This is a genomic window from Herbaspirillum sp. 3R11 (assembly GCF_004563925.1).
Classification (GTDB): Bacteria; Pseudomonadota; Gammaproteobacteria; order Burkholderiales; family Burkholderiaceae_D; genus Herbaspirillum.
Map to the genome: position 1 here is coordinate 408,775 of NZ_SPNJ01000004.1, position 17,331 is coordinate 426,105.

Annotated in this window: 15 protein-coding genes; 10 read left to right on the forward strand and 5 right to left on the reverse strand. The window is 61.3% G+C overall.

The genetic code is table 11. The features are described 5' to 3' along the window. Nucleotides 1-51 precede the first annotated feature (51 nt). Nucleotides 52-1,314: an urea ABC transporter substrate-binding protein gene (gene urtA / locus E4P32_RS18780; RefSeq protein WP_116435812.1), complete on the reverse strand. Its 1,263-nt coding sequence runs from the start codon at nt 1,312-1,314 to the stop codon at nt 52-54. Between the two features lie 510 nt (nt 1,315-1,824). Here urtA and E4P32_RS18785 point away from each other — a divergent pair. Both E4P32_RS18785 and E4P32_RS18790 read left to right on the forward strand, forming a co-directional pair. Beyond that, complete coding sequence (locus E4P32_RS18785; RefSeq protein WP_116435813.1) at nt 1,825-5,295, forward strand: ATP-binding protein; 3,471 nt, start codon at nt 1,825-1,827, stop codon at nt 5,293-5,295. Beyond that, nucleotides 5,276-6,307: a response regulator transcription factor gene (locus E4P32_RS18790; protein WP_116435814.1), complete on the forward strand. Its 1,032-nt coding sequence runs from the start codon at nt 5,276-5,278 to the stop codon at nt 6,305-6,307. Before E4P32_RS18785 ends, E4P32_RS18790 begins: the two co-directional genes overlap by 20 nt. A gap of 6 nt (nt 6,308-6,313) precedes the next feature. Here E4P32_RS18790 and E4P32_RS18795 read toward each other — a convergent pair whose 3' ends face one another. Then, entirely contained in the window at nt 6,314-7,114 is an 801-nt protein-coding gene (locus E4P32_RS18795; protein ID WP_158559742.1) for a TauD/TfdA family dioxygenase, read from the reverse strand. 214 nt (nt 7,115-7,328) lie between these two features. Between E4P32_RS18795 and E4P32_RS18800 the strand changes: the two genes are divergently transcribed. After that, nucleotides 7,329-8,219 (forward strand): LysR family transcriptional regulator, encoded by an 891-nt coding sequence (locus tag E4P32_RS18800; RefSeq protein WP_116435816.1) that lies wholly within the window; start codon nt 7,329-7,331, stop codon nt 8,217-8,219. Between the two features lie 22 nt (nt 8,220-8,241). Here the strand turns inward: E4P32_RS18800 and E4P32_RS18805 are convergent, their stop codons facing one another. Beyond that, entirely contained in the window at nt 8,242-8,979 is a 738-nt protein-coding gene (locus E4P32_RS18805) for a helix-turn-helix transcriptional regulator (RefSeq protein WP_116435817.1), read from the reverse strand. Nucleotides 8,980-9,155: 176 nt separating this feature from the next. Here E4P32_RS18805 and E4P32_RS18810 point away from each other — a divergent pair, with 176 nt between their 5' ends. From E4P32_RS18810 to E4P32_RS18840, 7 genes are all read left to right on the forward strand, one after another. Next, nucleotides 9,156-9,584 (forward strand): hypothetical protein, encoded by a 429-nt coding sequence (locus E4P32_RS18810; protein ID WP_116435818.1) that lies wholly within the window; start codon nt 9,156-9,158, stop codon nt 9,582-9,584. Between the two features lie 49 nt (nt 9,585-9,633). After that, nucleotides 9,634-10,419, forward strand: a complete 786-nt coding sequence (locus E4P32_RS18815) for a DUF2145 domain-containing protein (protein WP_116435819.1) — start codon at nt 9,634-9,636, stop codon at nt 10,417-10,419. A 269-nt stretch (nt 10,420-10,688) separates the two neighbouring features. After that, a complete protein-coding gene (locus E4P32_RS18820; RefSeq protein ID WP_116435820.1) occupies nt 10,689-10,976 on the forward strand; it encodes a DUF4148 domain-containing protein in 288 nt (95 codons plus the stop codon). A 340-nt stretch (nt 10,977-11,316) separates the two neighbouring features. Continuing rightward, nucleotides 11,317-12,153, forward strand: a complete 837-nt coding sequence (locus E4P32_RS18825) for an ABC transporter substrate-binding protein (RefSeq protein ID WP_116435821.1) — start codon at nt 11,317-11,319, stop codon at nt 12,151-12,153. Between the two features lie 80 nt (nt 12,154-12,233). Continuing rightward, nucleotides 12,234-12,986: an amino acid ABC transporter permease gene (locus E4P32_RS18830; protein WP_116435822.1), complete on the forward strand. Its 753-nt coding sequence runs from the start codon at nt 12,234-12,236 to the stop codon at nt 12,984-12,986. Next, entirely contained in the window at nt 12,986-13,747 is a 762-nt protein-coding gene (locus E4P32_RS18835) for an amino acid ABC transporter permease (protein ID WP_116435823.1), read from the forward strand. The genes E4P32_RS18830 and E4P32_RS18835 overlap by 1 nt, the downstream gene beginning before the upstream one ends. A gap of 96 nt (nt 13,748-13,843) precedes the next feature. Next, nucleotides 13,844-14,101 carry a hypothetical protein gene (locus E4P32_RS18840; RefSeq protein ID WP_135008761.1) on the forward strand — a complete coding sequence of 86 codons (258 nt, stop codon included), beginning with the start codon at nt 13,844-13,846 and terminating at the stop codon, nt 14,099-14,101. Between the two features lie 333 nt (nt 14,102-14,434). Here the strand turns inward: E4P32_RS18840 and E4P32_RS18845 are convergent, their stop codons facing one another. Next, on the reverse strand, nt 14,435-15,832 hold the full coding sequence (locus E4P32_RS18845) for an LLM class flavin-dependent oxidoreductase (RefSeq protein WP_116435824.1): 1,398 nt from the start codon (nt 15,830-15,832) through the stop codon (nt 14,435-14,437). 19 nt (nt 15,833-15,851) lie between these two features. Next, nucleotides 15,852-17,321: an FAD/NAD(P)-binding protein gene (locus tag E4P32_RS18850; protein ID WP_116435825.1), complete on the reverse strand. Its 1,470-nt coding sequence runs from the start codon at nt 17,319-17,321 to the stop codon at nt 15,852-15,854. Nucleotides 17,322-17,331: the final 10 nt, after the last annotated feature.

Sequence of the window (17,331 nt, forward strand, 5' to 3'; positions counted from 1 at the left end):
ACTACAGACGCCGCCGCTTTGCTGCCAACAAATCAACTACCGGTAGGCGATTTATTGATAACCCTTGGGGAAAGGATTCGGTTCGATCAGGTCCGACTCGTAGATGACTTTGAACTGGCCGTCCTTCTGCGCTTCGCCGATGCGGGTCTTGCTCCACAGGTGATGGTTGGCGTGGACCTTGACGTAGCCTTCCGGCGCGGTCTTCAGTTCCAGACCAGGCGATGCGGCGACGACCTTGTCGACGTCGAAGCTGCCGGCCTTTTCAACTGCCGCCTTCCACAGCCATGGGCCGAGGTAGGCTGCCTGCGTAACGTCGCCGATCACCGAATTGGCGCCGAACTTGGCCTTGAACTCGGCCACGAATTTCTTGTTGTTCGGGTTGTCGAGGCTTTGGAAATATTTCATCGAGGCGTAGAAGCCTTCGACGTTTTCGCCGCCGATGCCGAGCATTTCATCTTCGGTCACGGAGATAGTCAGCAGGTTCTGCGTCTTTGCCGTCACACCGGCCGCCTTCAGCTGCTTGTAGAAGGCGACATTGCTGCCGCCGACCACGTCGGCGAAGATGACGTCAGGTTTTTTCAGCTTGATCTTGTTGATCAGCGAACCGAACTGGGTGTTGCCCAGCGGGTAATACTCTTCGCCGACCACCGAACCCTTGAGCACGTTCTCGATGTGCTTGCGGGCGATCTTGTTGGAGGTGCGCGGCCAGATGTAGTCGGAGCCGATCAGGAAGAAGGTCTTGGCCTTCTTCTCTTTCGCCACCCAGTTCAAGCCGGCCAACACTTGCTGTGTGGCTTCCTGGCCGGTGTAGAAGACGTTCTTGGATTGCTCCAGGCCTTCATAGAAAGTCGGGTAGTAGAGCAGACCGTTGTCTTTTTCGAAGACCGGCAGCACGGCTTTGCGCGAGGCCGATGTCCAGCAGCCGAACACGGCGGCGACGTGATCGTTCTCGAGCAGCTTCTTGGCTTTTTCGGCGAAGGTCGGCCAGTCGCTGGCGCCGTCTTCCTGGATGATCTTGATCTTGCGACCGAGGATGCCGCCCATGGAGTTGATCTGGTCGATCGCCAGGCGCTCGGCCTGGATCGAACCGGTCTCGCTGATCGCCATGGTGCCGGTGGCCGAGTGCAGCTGGCCGACCGTGACTTCGGTGTCAGTGATGGCCAGCTTGGTGGTGTTGATCTTGGCGGTCGGGAACTGCTGCGCCATGGCCAGGCCGGGGAACGCCATGGCTGCACCGGCGGCGCCTGCGACGATGCCCATCATGATCTTGCGGCGTTGGGATGAAGGCGGTTTGGAAGAGGAACGGTGCGACATGCGGTACTCCTTTCGAGCGTTATTGGAAGTAATCGGACGTGGTCGTGTCGATCAGGCTGAATCAGTTAAATCGATTGATTCGATTGAAACAAAACGAGGCGAAAGCCGGGACCGACATGCGAGTGTTCTCTCCCTCCCACTGTGCTTCCTGCTCGTTCTGGGATGGAGAATAGGTTTTGCGGTGCGGCGCAACAATACGTTGTTTGACGTAAAACCCGGGAGCGGGTGGGCGTGATTGCGAGCGCCCGGTCGCACAGGTTTCGCTCGTGCGCGGCATGGTATTGGTGCGTTTTCGTGAGATCCGGAGGGGGCGCGGCTGCCGTGTTTTGGTGAATCGAAGCAAAACACGGCCGCATACGCCTGTCCGCATACGTCATTTGACGTATGCCGTCCTGGGCCGATTGGTTTGAAAATTGCTTCGTCGGGAAGAGGTCGCGGCGATTGCACACGGAGTGCCGTAGTCGCCGCTTCCGCCCTCACCCCGGCATTGATCACCAACGCGAGCAAACATTGACCAATCCCGCCATCCAACGCATCGTCAAAGTCCGGCGCGACTACAACACCTGGGTCGCCAACGAGACGCTGGAAGACTACGCGCTGCGCTATACGCCGCGCTCGTTCCGGCGCTGGTCCGAGTTCCGCCTGGCCAACACCGCCCTGGGCGCGACCTCGTTCCTGGCGCTGGAAGCGATCAGCGGCGCGATCACGCTCAGTTATGGCTTTACCAACACTTTCTGGGCGATCGCCTGCGTGGTGGTGCTGTTCTTCCTGACCGGGTTGCCGATCAGTTATTACGCCGCCAAATATGGCGTCGACATGGACCTGCTGACGCGCGGCGCCGGCTTCGGCTACATCGGCTCGACCGTCACCTCGCTGATCTACGCCAGCTTCACCTTCATCTTCTTCGCGCTGGAGGCGGCCATCATGGCGCAGGCCATCGAGATCTATTTCGGCCTGCCGCTGGTCTATGGCTATGTGCTGTGCTCGCTGATCGTGATTCCGATGGTGGCGTACGGCATCACGCTGATCAACCGCCTGCAGATGTGGACGCAACCGCTGTGGATCGTGCTGCTGACGCTGCCGTATATCTGCGTCCTCTATAAAGAACCGGAAGCGCTCACCAACCTGATCACCTTCGCCGGCCGTGCCGAAGAAGGCGGGTCGTTCAACATCTATCTGTTCGGCGCGGCGGCGACGGTGGCGTTTTCGCTGATCGCGCAGATCGGCGAACAGGTCGACTTCTTGCGCTTCCTGCCGGAAAAGACACAAGCCAATCGCGGCCGCTGGTGGACCGCGCTGCTGCTGGCGGGTCCGGGATGGATCCTGCTGGGCGGCGCCAAGATGCTGGGCGGCGCACTGCTGGCCTTCCTGGCCGTGCAACATGAAGTGCCGATGGGCAAGGCGGTGGAGCCGACCCAGATGTACCTGATCGGCTATCAATACGTGTTTTCCAATCCGGCGCTGGTGCTCGGCGCGGTCGCACTGTTCGTGGTGGTGTCGCAGATCAAGATCAACGTCACCAACGCCTATGCCGGCTCACTCGCCTGGTCCAACTTCTTTGCACGGCTGACGCACAGCCATCCGGGCCGGGTGGTGTGGCTGGTGTTCAACGTGCTGATCGCGGTGCTACTGATGGAGCTGGGCGTGTTCAATGCATTGGAACACGTGCTGGCGCTGTACAGCCTGGTGGCGATCTCGTGGATAGGCGCGGTGGTGTCGGACCTGGTCATCAACAAACCGCTCAAGCTGAGCCCGCCGCATATCGAATTCAAGCGCGCGCACCTGTACGACATCAATCCGGTCGGCGTGGGGTCGATGGCGATTGCCTCCATCCTCTCCGCCATCGCGATGTCGGGCGTGCTCGGCAAGCTGGCGGCGGCGATGTCGCCGTTCATTGCGCTCGGCACCGCCTTGCTGATGGCGCCGCTGATCGCCATCGCGACCAAGAGCCGCTATTACATCGCGCGCGAAGACACATTGCCGGAACATCTCCATACGGGCAAAGATGCTGATCATCAACACGCCGAGCTCGAATGCGTCATCTGCGGCAACCAGTTCGAGATGCCCGACATGGCGCACTGCCCGGCGTACCAGGGTGCGATCTGCTCGCTGTGCTGTTCGCTCGACGCGCGCTGCAACGACCGTTGCAAGACGCCGGCGGCGCGGCTGCCCAATCAGGTTTTCAGCACCTTGCAGGCCCTGCTGCCGTCGCGCTTCACGCTCAAGCTCAACACCCGCATCGGCCACTACCTGATCGTGTTCGGCCTGATCTCGGGCGGCCTGGCGGTGGTGCTGTGGATGCTGTACTTCCAGCAGATGGCCGGCATCTCGGGGCTGACGCCGAGCGGTCCCGATTCCATCCAGAGCATTTTCATCAAGCTGTTCTGTACGCTGCTGGTGCTGATCGGCGTCGGTTCGTGGTGGCTGATCCTGACCAATGAAAGCCGCAGCGTCGCGCATGAAGAATCGGAACGCCAGACCAATCTGCTGCTGCAGGAAATCGAGGCGCACAAACAGACCGACGCCGAACTGCAGCGCGCCAAGGAAGCTGCCGAATCCGCCAATCTGGCCAAGAGCCGTTTCGTCACCGGCATGAGCCATGAACTGCGCACGCCCTTGAACAGCATCCTCGGCTATGCGCAGATCCTGCATGTCGATGCCACCATCCCCCCGGCGCGCAAGGATGCAATTGCGGTGATCCGCCGCAGCGGCGAACATCTGCTGAGCCTGATCGACGGCCTGCTGGACATCGCCAAGATCGAAGCCGGCAAGATGCGGCTGGCTTCAGATGAACTGGCGCTGTCGGAATTCCTCGAACAGATCGCCGGCATGTTCGCGCCGCAGGCAGAGCAAAAAGGCCTGAGCTTCCGTTTCGAAAAAACCGGCCGCATCCCGCACATCGTGCATGCCGACCAGAAGCGCCTGCGCCAGATCCTGATCAACCTGATCGGCAATGCCGTCAAGTTCACCGACAGCGGCAGCGTGACGGTGCGGGTGCGTTACCTGCGCGAGATCGCCTACTTCGACATCATCGACACCGGCATCGGGATTGCCGATGACGACCTTGATCGCATCTTCCTGCCGTTCGAACGCAGCAGCGCCGCCAACCTGCGGGAAGACATCGGCACCGGCCTCGGCCTTGCCATCAGCAGTATGCTCACCCACATCATGGGCGGCGAGCTGGCGGTCAAGAGCAAGGTTGGCAGCGGCAGCAGCTTCCATCTGAAGATCTATCTGCCGGAAGTCCACGTGCCGCGTCCGCGTCTCAAACTGGAAGACCAGATGTCCGGCTACATCGGTCCCTCCAAACGCGTGCTGGTGGTCGACGACCAGGCCTCGCAACGCTTGCTGCTCAAGGAGATGCTGCTGCCGCTGGGCTTCGAGGTGGTCGAAGCCGACGGCGGCATCGCCTGCCTGGAAGAACTCACGCGGCGTACACCGGACCTGGTGCTGCTCGACATCGCCATGCCGCTGATGGACGGCTGGTCGGTGGCGCGCGCCATCCGCGCACGCGGGCTGACGCAGCTGCCGATCATCATCGTCTCGGCCAACGCCTTCGAGAGTGGGCACGAGCGCGGCCACGAACGCAGCAACGACGGCGACGGCGTTGAGCCACCGCTGTACAACGACTTCGTTGTCAAGCCGGTGTCGTATAACGAATTGCTGTCAAAGATCCGGCAGCAGCTGCGCATCGACTGGGTATCGGCGGTGGTCTTGCCGCTTTCCACTCCCGCGAAAGAAGCCGTCGTCGCGCAGCCGATGATGCTGGTTCCCTCGCAGGAAAAATTGCAGACGCTGCTGGAGCTGGGTTCCATCGGTTACGCCAAGGGCATCCTCAAGAAGCTCGACGAGATGGAACAACAGAATTCGGCTTACCTGCCCTTCACCACGGAACTCAGGCAACTGGTCAAGCAGTTCCGCCTGAATGAATATGTCACCCGTATCAAGGAGATGATTCGTCATGATGTCAACAACGTTTGATCGGCATGTCGTCCTGATCGTCGACGACAAGCCCGACAACCTCGCCATGCTGTCCGACTCGCTCGACGAGAGCGGCCACATCGTGCTGGTCGCCACCGACGGCATCAGCGCGCTGGAGCGGCTCGACTACATCACGCCGGACCTGATCCTGCTGGACGCGATGATGCCGGGCATTGACGGCTTTGAAACCTGCAAGCGCATCAAGCTGATCAAGAGCGTCAACCACGTGCCGGTGGTGTTCATGACCGGCCTGACCGAGACCGAACACGTGGTGCGCGGTTTCGAAGTCGGCGGCATCGACTACGTGACCAAACCGATCAAGCCGCAGGAAGTGGTGGCGCGCATCGGCGCCCACATCAAGACCGCGCGCATGATGTCGCAGGCGCGCGGCATGCTCGAACACGCTGCGCATGCCGTCATCGTCCTCAGCGGCAACGGCCTGCCGCTGTGGCAGACCAGCAAGGCGTCGCTGTGGCTGGAAAAATATTTCCCGGCCGGCACTGCCGCCGTGAATGCCGGTCACAAGCTGCCGATGATGCTGCAATCCTGGCTCAACGAAAGCCTGGTGCGCCAGCGCCAGGGCAATGGCGACATCCGCCCGCTGGTGACGACGCAAGGCGACTGCGAACTGCGCATCGCGCTGTCGGCGCCCGGCCAGGGGAATGAAATCACCTTGCTGCTGGAAGAGAAAAATATCGGCGCTGAAATTGCAGCCGCCGCAGCAACAGCAACCACTGCCCTGCTCCGTTCAGCCGTGCAAGGCAGCGAGGCATTGACGCCCGGAAGCTTCCACCTGACCCCGCGCGAGAGCGATGTACTGGCGTGGCTGGGCAAAGGCAAGACCAACCGCGACATCGCCGAGATCCTCGGCATGAGTCCGCGCACCGTGAACAAGCATCTCGAACACATCTTCGTCAAACTCGGCGTGGAAACACGCTCGGCGGCGGCGGTGCTGGCGAGCAGTGTGCAACAGGCGCCGACGCCGAGGAGCGGCAGCGGCCTGTTGCAGTAGTCGCCGTCAGGCAGCAACCGCGGCGGACTGATCAGCCTTCATCGTTTCCCAGAATGCGCCGTCGCCGCGCACCGTGGTGCGATTGAGCACACGCCGTTGCAATGGCGACAAGGGCGTGGCGCGATGCGCGACACGGAAGTTGTCCGCCACCACGAAGTCGCCTTCCTTCCATTGATGCCGGTACACCGCGCCTTCGCGCGACAGATGACGGTCGAGCGTGGCGATCAGCTGTTCGGTGGCGTCGCGTTCCATGCCGATGATGCTGTTGGTGAGGCCGACGTTCAGGTACAGACCGTCGACGCCGGTATGCGGATGCGGCATCACCAGCGGATGCACCACGTGGTTGCGATGCGTGGTCTGCAATCCCTTGATCTGTGCTTTCATTTCCTCCGGCAAGCTGCGCCAGGCTTGCTGCAAATCGGTGAACAAGGTGTCGCCGCCGACGTCCGGGCGCGCCTCCATATGCCACAACGACATCGGCGTCGGCACCGTGCGGAACGAGCCGTCCGAGTGCCAGTAGCGACCGACGCCGGTATAGCCTTCGGTAGCGCGGCTGGCGACACGGAAGATCTGCGGATAGCCGGGAATCTGCCCCGGCGCCGGCGGGAACTCTTCCAGCGCGCCGAACACCTCCGAGGCCGCGATCTGCGCCTGCGGTTCCAGCACGGGACCGGGAATGACCAACAGGCCGTACTCCAGCAGCGCCGCCTGCAATGTCTGCTGCGCATCCCGGTCGTCGCCCAGCCGGGCCAGGTCGACGTTGTGAATGCGTGCGCCGAAACCGGCGCTCATGGGGATGATGTTCATGGTGCTTCCTTTCGTGAGAATGACGAGGCGCAGGTCCAGCCTGAGGGTCGTCCGGGGATCGCGATTGCAATCGACGCCCTTATCTTGGCCCTCATCGGGCAAGGGCGGAACGTCTGCATCGGGCATATGATTCATTCCAACGAGGAATAAAGCGCGTCATATCAGACCAAATTCATGCCAGAGACGCTATCATCCATTCCATGGAGGAATCGACATGGATCGCCTGAATGCAATGGAAACCTTCGTCAACGTGGTCGAAGCAGGATCGTTTTCGAGCGCCGCGCGGCGTCTTGAGGTCGGCCAGCCGGCGGTGTCAAAGACGGTCGCACAACTGGAGGAACGCCTCGGCGTACGCTTGCTGCTGCGCTCCACGCGCGGCCTGACGCCGACCGAAGCGGGCCAGCGTTTTTATGAACGCGCCTTGCGCGCCATCGGCGAAGCCGACGAAGCCGATCGCAGCGCGCGCGGCGCCGGCAACGAACTGTCGGGGCCGCTGCGGATTTCGGCGGCGCTGACCTTCGCGCGCCTGCGCATCCTGCCTCATCTCAAACCTTTCCTCGACCGTCATCCCCAACTCAGCCTCGACGTGGTGCTGGACGATCGGCATATCGACATGCTGGAAGAAGGCATCGATGTCGCGCTGCGCATGGGCGCGCTGAGCGACTCCGGCATGACGGCGCGCAAGATTGCGCAAGGCGCGCGCTCGGTCATCGCCACGCCGGCCTACTTCGCGGCGCACGGCGTGCCGGCCGGGCCGGCCGACCTGAGCCGGCACGCGGCGGTGATTTACGGACGCGGCAGCGGCGGCACTACCTGGTCGTTCCGGCGCGGCGCCGATGAGGTGTCGGTATCGGTCAGCGGACGCATCAAGGTCAATGCCGCCGAAGGCGTGCGCGCCGCCGTGCTGGCGGACATGGGGCTGGCGATTTCATCGGAATGGATGTTCGAACCGGAACTCGCGAGCGGCGAGCTGGTGCGCGTGCTGACCGACTGGAGCCTGCCGCCGATCGACTTGTGGGCGCTATATCCCGGAGGGCGCATGGCCAGCGCCAAGGCGCGCGCCTTCGTCGCCTATGTTGAAGAGTTGCTGGCGGCGCCGGTCTGAGCCGGCGGCGCGGCATGGCAAGTCAACGCTTCTTCTGCAAGGCCTTGAACGACTCCGGCGACCATGGCCGCATCGCCAGGATCAGGCTGGTGCCGTCGCGCTGCGCCAGCGACAGCTCCAGGTCCTGGTGATGCAGCGCCGAGAATTCCGCGGCGATGCGGCGCATGTGCTGCTGCATGAGCGCATTGCTGGCCGGCGACAGCATGCCGCTCACCATGCTCATCTTCTCGCGTTCGCCGTCGAAGCGTGAATTGAAAAAATCGTTGCGCAGCTGGGCGCGGAAATACTGCTGTATCGGCCCGCCCGGCAGCCAGCTGAAATCCGGCGCCACGCGCACCCGGATCTTGTTGTTGGGCAGCAGGTCGATGATGCCCAGCTTGTCGAGACGCGTCAGCAGACGCACACATTCCGCACGAGAGAAATCGAAGGCCTCGAGGATCTCTTCCATGCTCCAGTGATTGACCGCGTGCACCGCGATCAGCAACAGCCGCGGGTCCGACACCAGTTTATTTTCCTGTTCGGTGGTCAGTTGCGCCGGTGTGGCCGCATCGTGCGCCACCATGCGCGCAAGGTCGCTGATCTGGATGCCCAACAGACCGCACACCTGGTCGAAGCGCTCCAGCGAAAAACTCTTCTCTGCAAACACCCGCTTGACGCTGGCCTCGCTCAGGCCAAGTCCCTTGCCGAGCTTTGCATACGTCATGCCGCGCGCCTTGAGCACGTTCTTGAGGGCGTCGATCAATGCCTGCGCCTGTGCCATCTGTATCTCCTTCGATCTGATTTATCGAAAAGTATCACATATCAATACTTTCATATAAATGTAACGCAACTTTTCATGAAATAAATACAAATACCGATACCGTTGATACAGTCCGCCTGCGCTTCAACGACGCGCTTCCATCAACGTAACTTAAACGTAAAAAACGGAGAACAACCATGAACACATTGAACCTGCGCCGCATCGTTTCCACCCTTTCCCTCTCCTTGGCCTTCGCACTGTCGTCGGCCCTGCTGGCGCAACCGGCATCGGCGCAGTCGACTGCCAGCGACGCCTCCGCATTGTCGGTCGTTGCCTCGATCGCCGCGCCGGCCTTCTTCATTTCCGAAGGCGGCGAATACCTGGTCAAGAGCGTCGAAGCTTCGGGCAAGGGCTCAGTCTATGTACTGGAAAAAATCGGCGCCGGCGTACGCGGCTCGGTGACCATCACCGCCAACGCCAGCGGCGCCGTGTCGGTCGGCGTCGGTTCGGTCATCCAGGCCACCGCCACCTCGGCCGGCATGCTGCTGGTCAGCGCCGGCAAGGTGCTGGCGATCATCCCGAACGAACTCGGCAAGGCGCTCATGAAGAGCAAGAAGGTTTCCTGAGAATTAAAACGACCGCAGCACCCGATCATTCAACGACACGGAGCACAACATGATAAAAAAAATCGTCCTCGCCGCGCTGGTGGCATTGCATCTGGCGCTGCCCGCCATCGCGCATGCCGGACAGGCATGCGAGCAAAAGCCGCCGACCGAAACACGTGTTACACAAGGCATCGCCATGGCCGTCAAGGCCGTCGCCCAGCTCGACGCCAGCGGCGCCGACGTGGTCGTCATCGCGCGCGCCGGCCAGGACCTGAGCAAATACCATCAACGCTATTCGCATCTCGGCTTTGCTTACAGGCAGGACGGCCACTGGACCATCGTGCACAAGCTCAACGAATGCGGCACCGCCGTCAGCAACATCTACGAACAAGGCATGGGCCAATTCTTCCTCGACGATCCTTATCGCTTCGAAGCGGCGATCACCGTGCCGGCGCCGGAAGTACAACAACGCCTGCGCGCCGTGCTGACCGATCCGACAAAAGTGCTGGCCGGACATATTGCCGCGTACAACATGTTGTCGTACGCCTGGGGCGACAGATACCAGCAATCGAATCAATGGGTATTGGAAACATTGGCAATGGCGCAGGAAAACAGCATCCACACCCGCGAGCAGGCGCAGGCATGGCTCAAGTTCAAGGGCTACCAGCCGACCGTGCTCGACCTCGGCCCGATGACCCGGCTCGGCGCGCGCATGTTCAAAGCCAACATTGCCTTCGATGATCATCCCAACGACAAGCGTTTCAGCGATCGCATTGAAACCGTTGGTGCTGATTCTGTATTCGCCTTTCTGGAACAATCGGGAATGCAGACGTCCCATTTTGTCGTCGGTCTCTGAATCTTTCACGATCGTGCACAAAAAGCCGGCGGATTTATCCGAACAATGCAGCCGATTGTCCGTGCCTCAGGAACAAAGACCTCCAGTCAGATGATCCATGTATATCAGTCATTTTCCTTTCAGATAACGCAAAAATAAGTGGTTGCAAAACAAAACTCTGAACCTATCTCGGTAGTGCGCCCGGCGGTACTTGCAAATTTTCTTCATCAATGTGCTGCCGGCATCGCTGTTGTTTCAACTACATATTTAACTTACTCAGAGAGAATAAAATGAACATCGCAAAAATTATCGCCGCTACTGCCCTGATCGCCGCTGCCGGTTCCGCACTTGCTGAAACCCCATATCCGCCACAACAAGCGTTCACCTCGACCAAGACCCGCGCTGAAGTCGTCGCCGAAGTGAAGCAAGCCGGTGGTGACCTGGGTCGTCGCAACTATCAGGACACCTTCAATCCTGCTCCGGTTGCATCGAGCAAGACCCGTGCTGACGTGCTTGCAGAACTGAGCCAGACTCGCGGCGACGTCGCTCGCAACAACTACATCAACACCACACGCTGATCGACCGCTGCATGTCGATGACAGACAGTCCGCCCCGGTTCTCAACCGCCGCGGACTGAAGCTTTTCCAACGAACCGGCGAACTGCAATCTCTGCAATGACGCCGGTTTGTCGCGTTCTTCCCGCCTCTTTTCTTCTCGCCCTCTGCTGTTCTCCTCACGCGTTTTTCCTGTGCCGTTTTCCGCATAAACAAAGCCGTAAATAGTCGTTCCAGATCGCGTCGCGTCTTCCTATACTCGCTCCCATTTGGTGCATCCGCGCCAACGGGATGCAAGACCTCGCCGGCTATCCGCCGACATTGAAACGCATCCCCCCATTTCACGACAACAAGGAAAATATCCATGAAATTGCGTGCTTCACTGTCCCCGCTTCTGTTGGCATCCACCCTCGCGCTGGCCCTGCTGCCGGCCGCCGCCCACGCCGACAAGCTCGACGACATCAAGAAGGCCGGCGTGCTGCGCGTGGCTGCTTTTGACGGCAATCCGCCGTTCGGTTACGTCGATGCTGCCAGCAAGAAAATCGTCGGCCTCGACATCGACTACGCCAATGAACTCGGCAAGAAACTCGGCGTGAAAGTTGAAATCGTTCCGACCAATCCGGCCAACCGCATTCCGCTGTTGTCGTCCAACAAGGTCGATCTGGTGTTCGCCAATTTCACCATCACCGAAGACCGCGCCAAGGTCATCGACTTCAGCATTCCTTACTTCGCCTCGGGCCAGCAATTCCTCGCCAGGAAGGGCGTGCTGAAGAACGCCGACGGCATCAAGGACATCCGCGTCGGCACCGACAAGGGCACCACCATGGAAACCACGCTGCGCGAAAAGTATCCCGACACCAAGGTGGTACTGTATGACGACACCCCGCTCGGACTGGCCGCGCTGCGCAACGGCAACATCCAGGCATTCAGCCAGGACGGTTCCAAGCTGACCGCGATCCTGGCGTCGCTGCCGGACAAGGACAAATATGAAATCCCGGCCTTCGCGATCTCGGAAGAATATGAAGGCGTCGGCGTTCCCAAGGGCGAAGCGCGCCTGGTTTCGTACCTGAACGACTGGCTGCGCGACCTGGAAAAATCCGGCACTGCGCAACAGATCTATGACAAGTGGTTCGGCCCGCAAAGCAAATCGCCGCTGCCGCGCCTGTTCAAGATCGGCGACACCAAGCTGCGCGACAAGTAAGCAGATCTTCGTCGATGAGAACCAGCCGCTGCGTGCGGCTGTTCTCGTTTTTACCGTATCAATGATCTCGACTGGTCCCCATGCTCTCCCATTTCGACACCAGCCAGCTGCTCGCCCCCAAATACCTGCTGTGGATGTGGCACGGCTTCCAGACCACCCTGCTGCTGAGCGCCGCGACGGTGGTGCTGGCGACGCTGCTCGGCTTCTTCCTGGCGGCGGCGCGTTCCAGCGCGCATCCCGGCTTGCGCGCACCGGCCGCGGCCTACACTTCGCTGTTCCGCAACACGCCGCTGTTGGTGCAATTGCTGTTCTGGTATTTCGGCGTGCCAAGCCTGTTCCCCGAAGGCGCGATGGAGTGGCTCAACGCCACCCACAGCATCCGCTTGCTGGGTGTGCTGACGCTGAGCTGGCCATCGTTTGAATTCCTGGCGGCGATGATCGGCGTGGTGCTCTACTCCACCGCTTACGTCAGTGAAGAAATCCGCGCCGGCATGCGCGGTGTGCCATCCACGCAATCGCTGGCCGGCGCCGCCATCGGCCTGACCCGCTTGCAGGTGATGCGCTACATCGTGCTGCCGCAGGCCGTGCGCATTGCTCTGCCGCCCCTGCTGGGCCAATACATGAACATCCTCAAGAACACCTCGCTGACGATGGCCATCGGCCTCGCCGAATTGTCGTACACCTCGCGCCAGGTGGAAGCCGAGACCTTCCGCACCTTCCAGGCCTTCGGCTTCGCCACGCTGCTGTACATCGTCGCCATCGCGCTGATCGAGAGCATCGGTCACTGGCGTCTGCAGGCGCGCCTCGCACATGCCGGCAAGGGGAGACATTGATGGAATTCTCCGTGCTGCTCGACAACCTGCCCTATCTGCTGTGGGGATCGTATCCCGATGGACCGCTCGGCGGCGCCGCATTGACGCTGCTGCTGAGCGTCGGCTCGGCGCTGCTGTCGGCGCTGCTGGGCGTGGTGTTCGGCGTGGTGCTGGCGATGAGCAGCGGCATCTTGCGCAACCTGCTCACGCTGGTGTTGGGATTCTTCCGCGCGATTCCGGTGCTGATGCTGATCTTCTGGACTTACTTCCTGCTGCCGATTGCGTTCGGCATCGACGTGCCCGGCGTGCTGTCGGTGATGTTTGCGCTGTCGCTGGTCAGCGCCGCCTATCTGGCGCATTCGGTGGCGGCGGGCATTGCCGGCATTCGCAGCGGCCAGTGGGATGCCGGCCTTTCGCTCGGCCTGCCGCGCCTGCATGTGCTGCGCTGGATCGTGTTGCCGCAAGCGCTGCAGATGATGCTGCCGTCCTTCGTCAATCAATGGGTGACGCTGATCAAGGACAGCTCGCTGGCCTACATCGTCGGCGTCGGCGAATTGTCGTTCGTGGCGTCGCAGGTGAACAGCCGGCTGATGATTTATCCGATGGAGATTTTCATGTTCGTCGGCGCCATTTATTTCGTGTTGTGCTCGGCGCTGGAACAATTCGCGGCATGGGTTGGACGCTACTTCCATCCCGAAGCGATCGCTGCACGACATGTGATTCGTACACACAAAAAAGAACCGGAAAACACGCTGCCGGAGGCCTTGCCTGAAATCGCCTGAGCCGTCAGGAAAATGTGATACATTCGTCCGCTTGCTGTTCCTTGTCGTCCCCGCGGCTTTGGTTATAATCGCAGCCCCCCATAAGAATAATCGACCATGAAATCGAACACACAGACATCCCACGCAACAATTTACGGGCAAGACATCAGCCTGGCGTGCCCGCATTGCGGGCAGCTCATGCTGCAGCTGTCGCCGGATGCGCGCCCGATCCAGGAAAAGAAAGTGGCCTGCCCGTCATGTTGCAAACAAAGCAAGATGGCCAAGCTCAAGACCAGCAGCGGCGATACTTACCAGCTCTACATCCGCCAGATCGATCCGAATGCGCGCATCGGCGTGTACAACTACAAGAAATAGTAATTTTTGCAGGACTGGCTCCGCATAATCCTGCATCCCCAAACAAAAAGCCCCGCACGTTGCCGTGACGGGGCTTTTTTGTATTTGCGCAAAAAACTTATCCAATTGCTGCAAACCTTTTCATATGGCAACGCCAACATGTGAACAGATTCAATGAGGAGATTCGCGCAGCCCAGTGCTATCTGCAAAGTGGCCGCGCATTGAATCCGCTCACCGAATCTGTCCGCATGTTGGCGCTGCTGTGCAGAAGAGAAGAGAGTGAGTTCACTATACCTTCCTCATCGCCCCACAGCTACGAATCAATCCGAGCATGCATGCGCGGATTTTTCATAACTAAGCCGCCGCGGCGATCACTTCCTGATTCTGTCCCCGACGGAAGCCCGCCGCCGGATGCCGTTCCGGCAGCAGCGGCGAAGCGCCACCCAGCTTTTCGCGCAGCGTGCCTTCCCGATATGCAGTCTTGTAGCGGCCGCGCCGTTGCAGTTCGGGCGCCACCAGGTCGGCAAAATCTTCATAGGCTTCCGGCGTGACTGCGTAACTCAGGTTGAGGCCGTCGACGTCGGTCGTATCGACCCAGTGCTCGATCGCGTCAGCCACCTGTTCCACCGAGCCGATGAACAGCGGACCGCGGCCGCCGATGGCGTTGTGGCGCGCCAGCTCGCCGACGGTCCAGACACGATCCGGATCGCCGATGGTGAAGTTCTCCAACGCCGAGCTGATGCCAGCATCGAGCTTGAGGTAACGGATAGGCTCGTCGGGATCGTATTTGGAAAAGTCGATGCCGGTCCAGCCCGAGAACATCGCCAGCGCCGCCTGCGGATTGATGTAGTTCTGATAGTCGCGGAATTTGTCCTGCGCTTCCTTTTCGGTGCGGCCGACGATGATGGTCGCCATCGAGAAGAACTTGATGTCGTCGGCATGGCGTCCCGCCAGCACCGCCTGGCTGCGCGTGTCGGCCACCACCGGCGCGATGGTCTTGATGCTCGGGCCGCTCAGGTAGATGCATTCGGCATGGCGGCCGGCGAAGGCCTTGCCGCGCGTCGACGAGCCGGCCTGGAACAACACCGGCGTACGCTGGCGCGAGGGCTCGGTCAGGTGCACGCCTTCCAGCTTGAAGTATTTTCCTTCGTGCACGATCTTGTGGATAAGGCGCGGATCGGCGAACTCGCCGGTGGCGACGTCGCGCAACACGGCGCCGTCTTCCCAGCTCGATTCCCACAGCTTGTAGACCACGTCCATGTATTCGTCGGCGATGTCGTAGCGCTCGTCGTGGGCCGTCACCTTGCTGTGGCCGAGCGCGCGCACGCCACTGGTGCTGTGACCGGTGACGATGTTCCAGCCGATGCGGCCGTTGGTCAGGTGATCCAGCGTCGACATGCGCCGCGCGAACACGTACGGCGGCTCGTGGTTGGCGTTGCTGGTGACGCCGAAGCCGAGATGCTTCGTCGCGTAAGCCATCGCCGAAATCGACAGCATCGGATCCTGCTTCGGCACCTGCGCGCCGTAGCGCAGCGCGGTGTCGAGATTACCGCCGAAGACGTCGTTGACGCCGATGCTGTCGGCCATGAACAGCGCATCGATGAAGCCGCGCTCCAGTACCTTGGCCAGATTGACCCAGTAGTCGAGCGTGTTGTAAGTCAGCGAGCGATCACGCGGATGGCGCCACAGGCCCGGCGAGTGATGCACCGGGCTGTGCAGCGCGAACGCGTTCATGCGGATTTCTTTTGCCATGATTTTTCCTTGAATGAACCTAGGCCGCGTTCAGCGCAGCCGCGTAGTTGTGATTACTGTGATTGCCGACCGCATCAAGACGCGGCGCCAGCAGCACCGCCTGGCGCAGCAACTCGGCGATGGTGCCAGACTCGAACAGCACGCCGCGCAAAGGCAGGCCGCTGGTCGAAATCAAGGTCGACGGCTGGCCGTCGGCGCCGATCACGGCGAGCGTCTGCGGATCGGCGTCGATGCCGAGCTTGAGCGCACTCGGCCGCACGTAGCCTTTCTCCAGCAGACGTCCCAGCAGCGGTTCGCCGCTGACGCGCTTCCACACGTATTCGAAGCCGGTGCAATTGATCACGGCGTCGGCCACCAGCGTCAACGCCGGCTGCACTTGCTGCTGGCCGCGCAGGCGCACCGCCACGGCGACCTTGCCGGCCGACTCTTCATGCAGTTCGACCGGCGTGCCGGTGTGCACCTGCAACCGACCCGCAGCGCGCACGGCCTCGAACACGGCCGCGCTTGGCGGCGGCACGCGATGCAGGAACATGTCCCAGTACGCGCGCACATGGCGCATGAAGCGTTGGCGCTCGGTCAGGGCGGCGGCTTTCCACAGGCGCGTCAAATGCGGACGCACCGCCATCACCACGCGTTGCCAATCTTCGCCGCTATCCCTGGCCTTGGCGATCTGTTCACGTACGGCGCGCAGGATGGCGCGCGCGGTAGTCGGTGCGCCGGTATCGGTCAGGAACTCGGGCCACGCCGCGACTTCATGGCGCGCCACCGGCACCAGGCCGCGGCGCGAGACCACGTGATACTTGCCGCGATAGCCGCGTGCTTCCAGCGCCACCACGGCGTCGATCATGGTCAGGCTGCTGCCGATCAGCAGCACGTCGGCGGCGCCCTTGAGCTTGTCGAGCGCATCCGGATTCCACGGATCGGCCAAGTAGCGGCCATCGTCTTCCAGCGCCTGCGTGACGGCGAAACCGGGACGCGATTTGAATACGCCTGGCGCCAGCAACAGATGATCGGCGCTGAACTCGCGCACGGCGTGACCGTTGTCGACAGTCACGCGCACGCGGCCATGATCTTCGGTGACGTCGCTGACCTTGGCCAGGATGTGTTCGACTTCCACGCCAGGCGCAGCGTCCTGCAGCGCCAGCCGCAACTCGTCGCGCAGGTAGTCGCCGAACATCCAGCGCGGCGCGAACGCCAGCAGCTTGTCGTCAAATTCGTTCCAGCCGGAGCGGTCGGCGCGCAACTGCAGCCAATTGGCAAAATGCGCGGAGTCTTCGGGACGCAGGCTGAAAGCCTTGGCCGGACCGTTGAGGCGGTGGCTGAAGTCGGTGGTGGAATACGCCAGTCCGCGTCCCAGTTCGGGATTCGGATCGAAGATGCGGATCAGCAGCGGCGTCTGCGCCTGGCGCAGCAGGCGGATCGCGGCGAGCGTGCCGGCCATGCCGCCGCCGACGATGGCGACCGAGCGTTGTGTGGTGTGGTTGGACATGCGGCCTCCT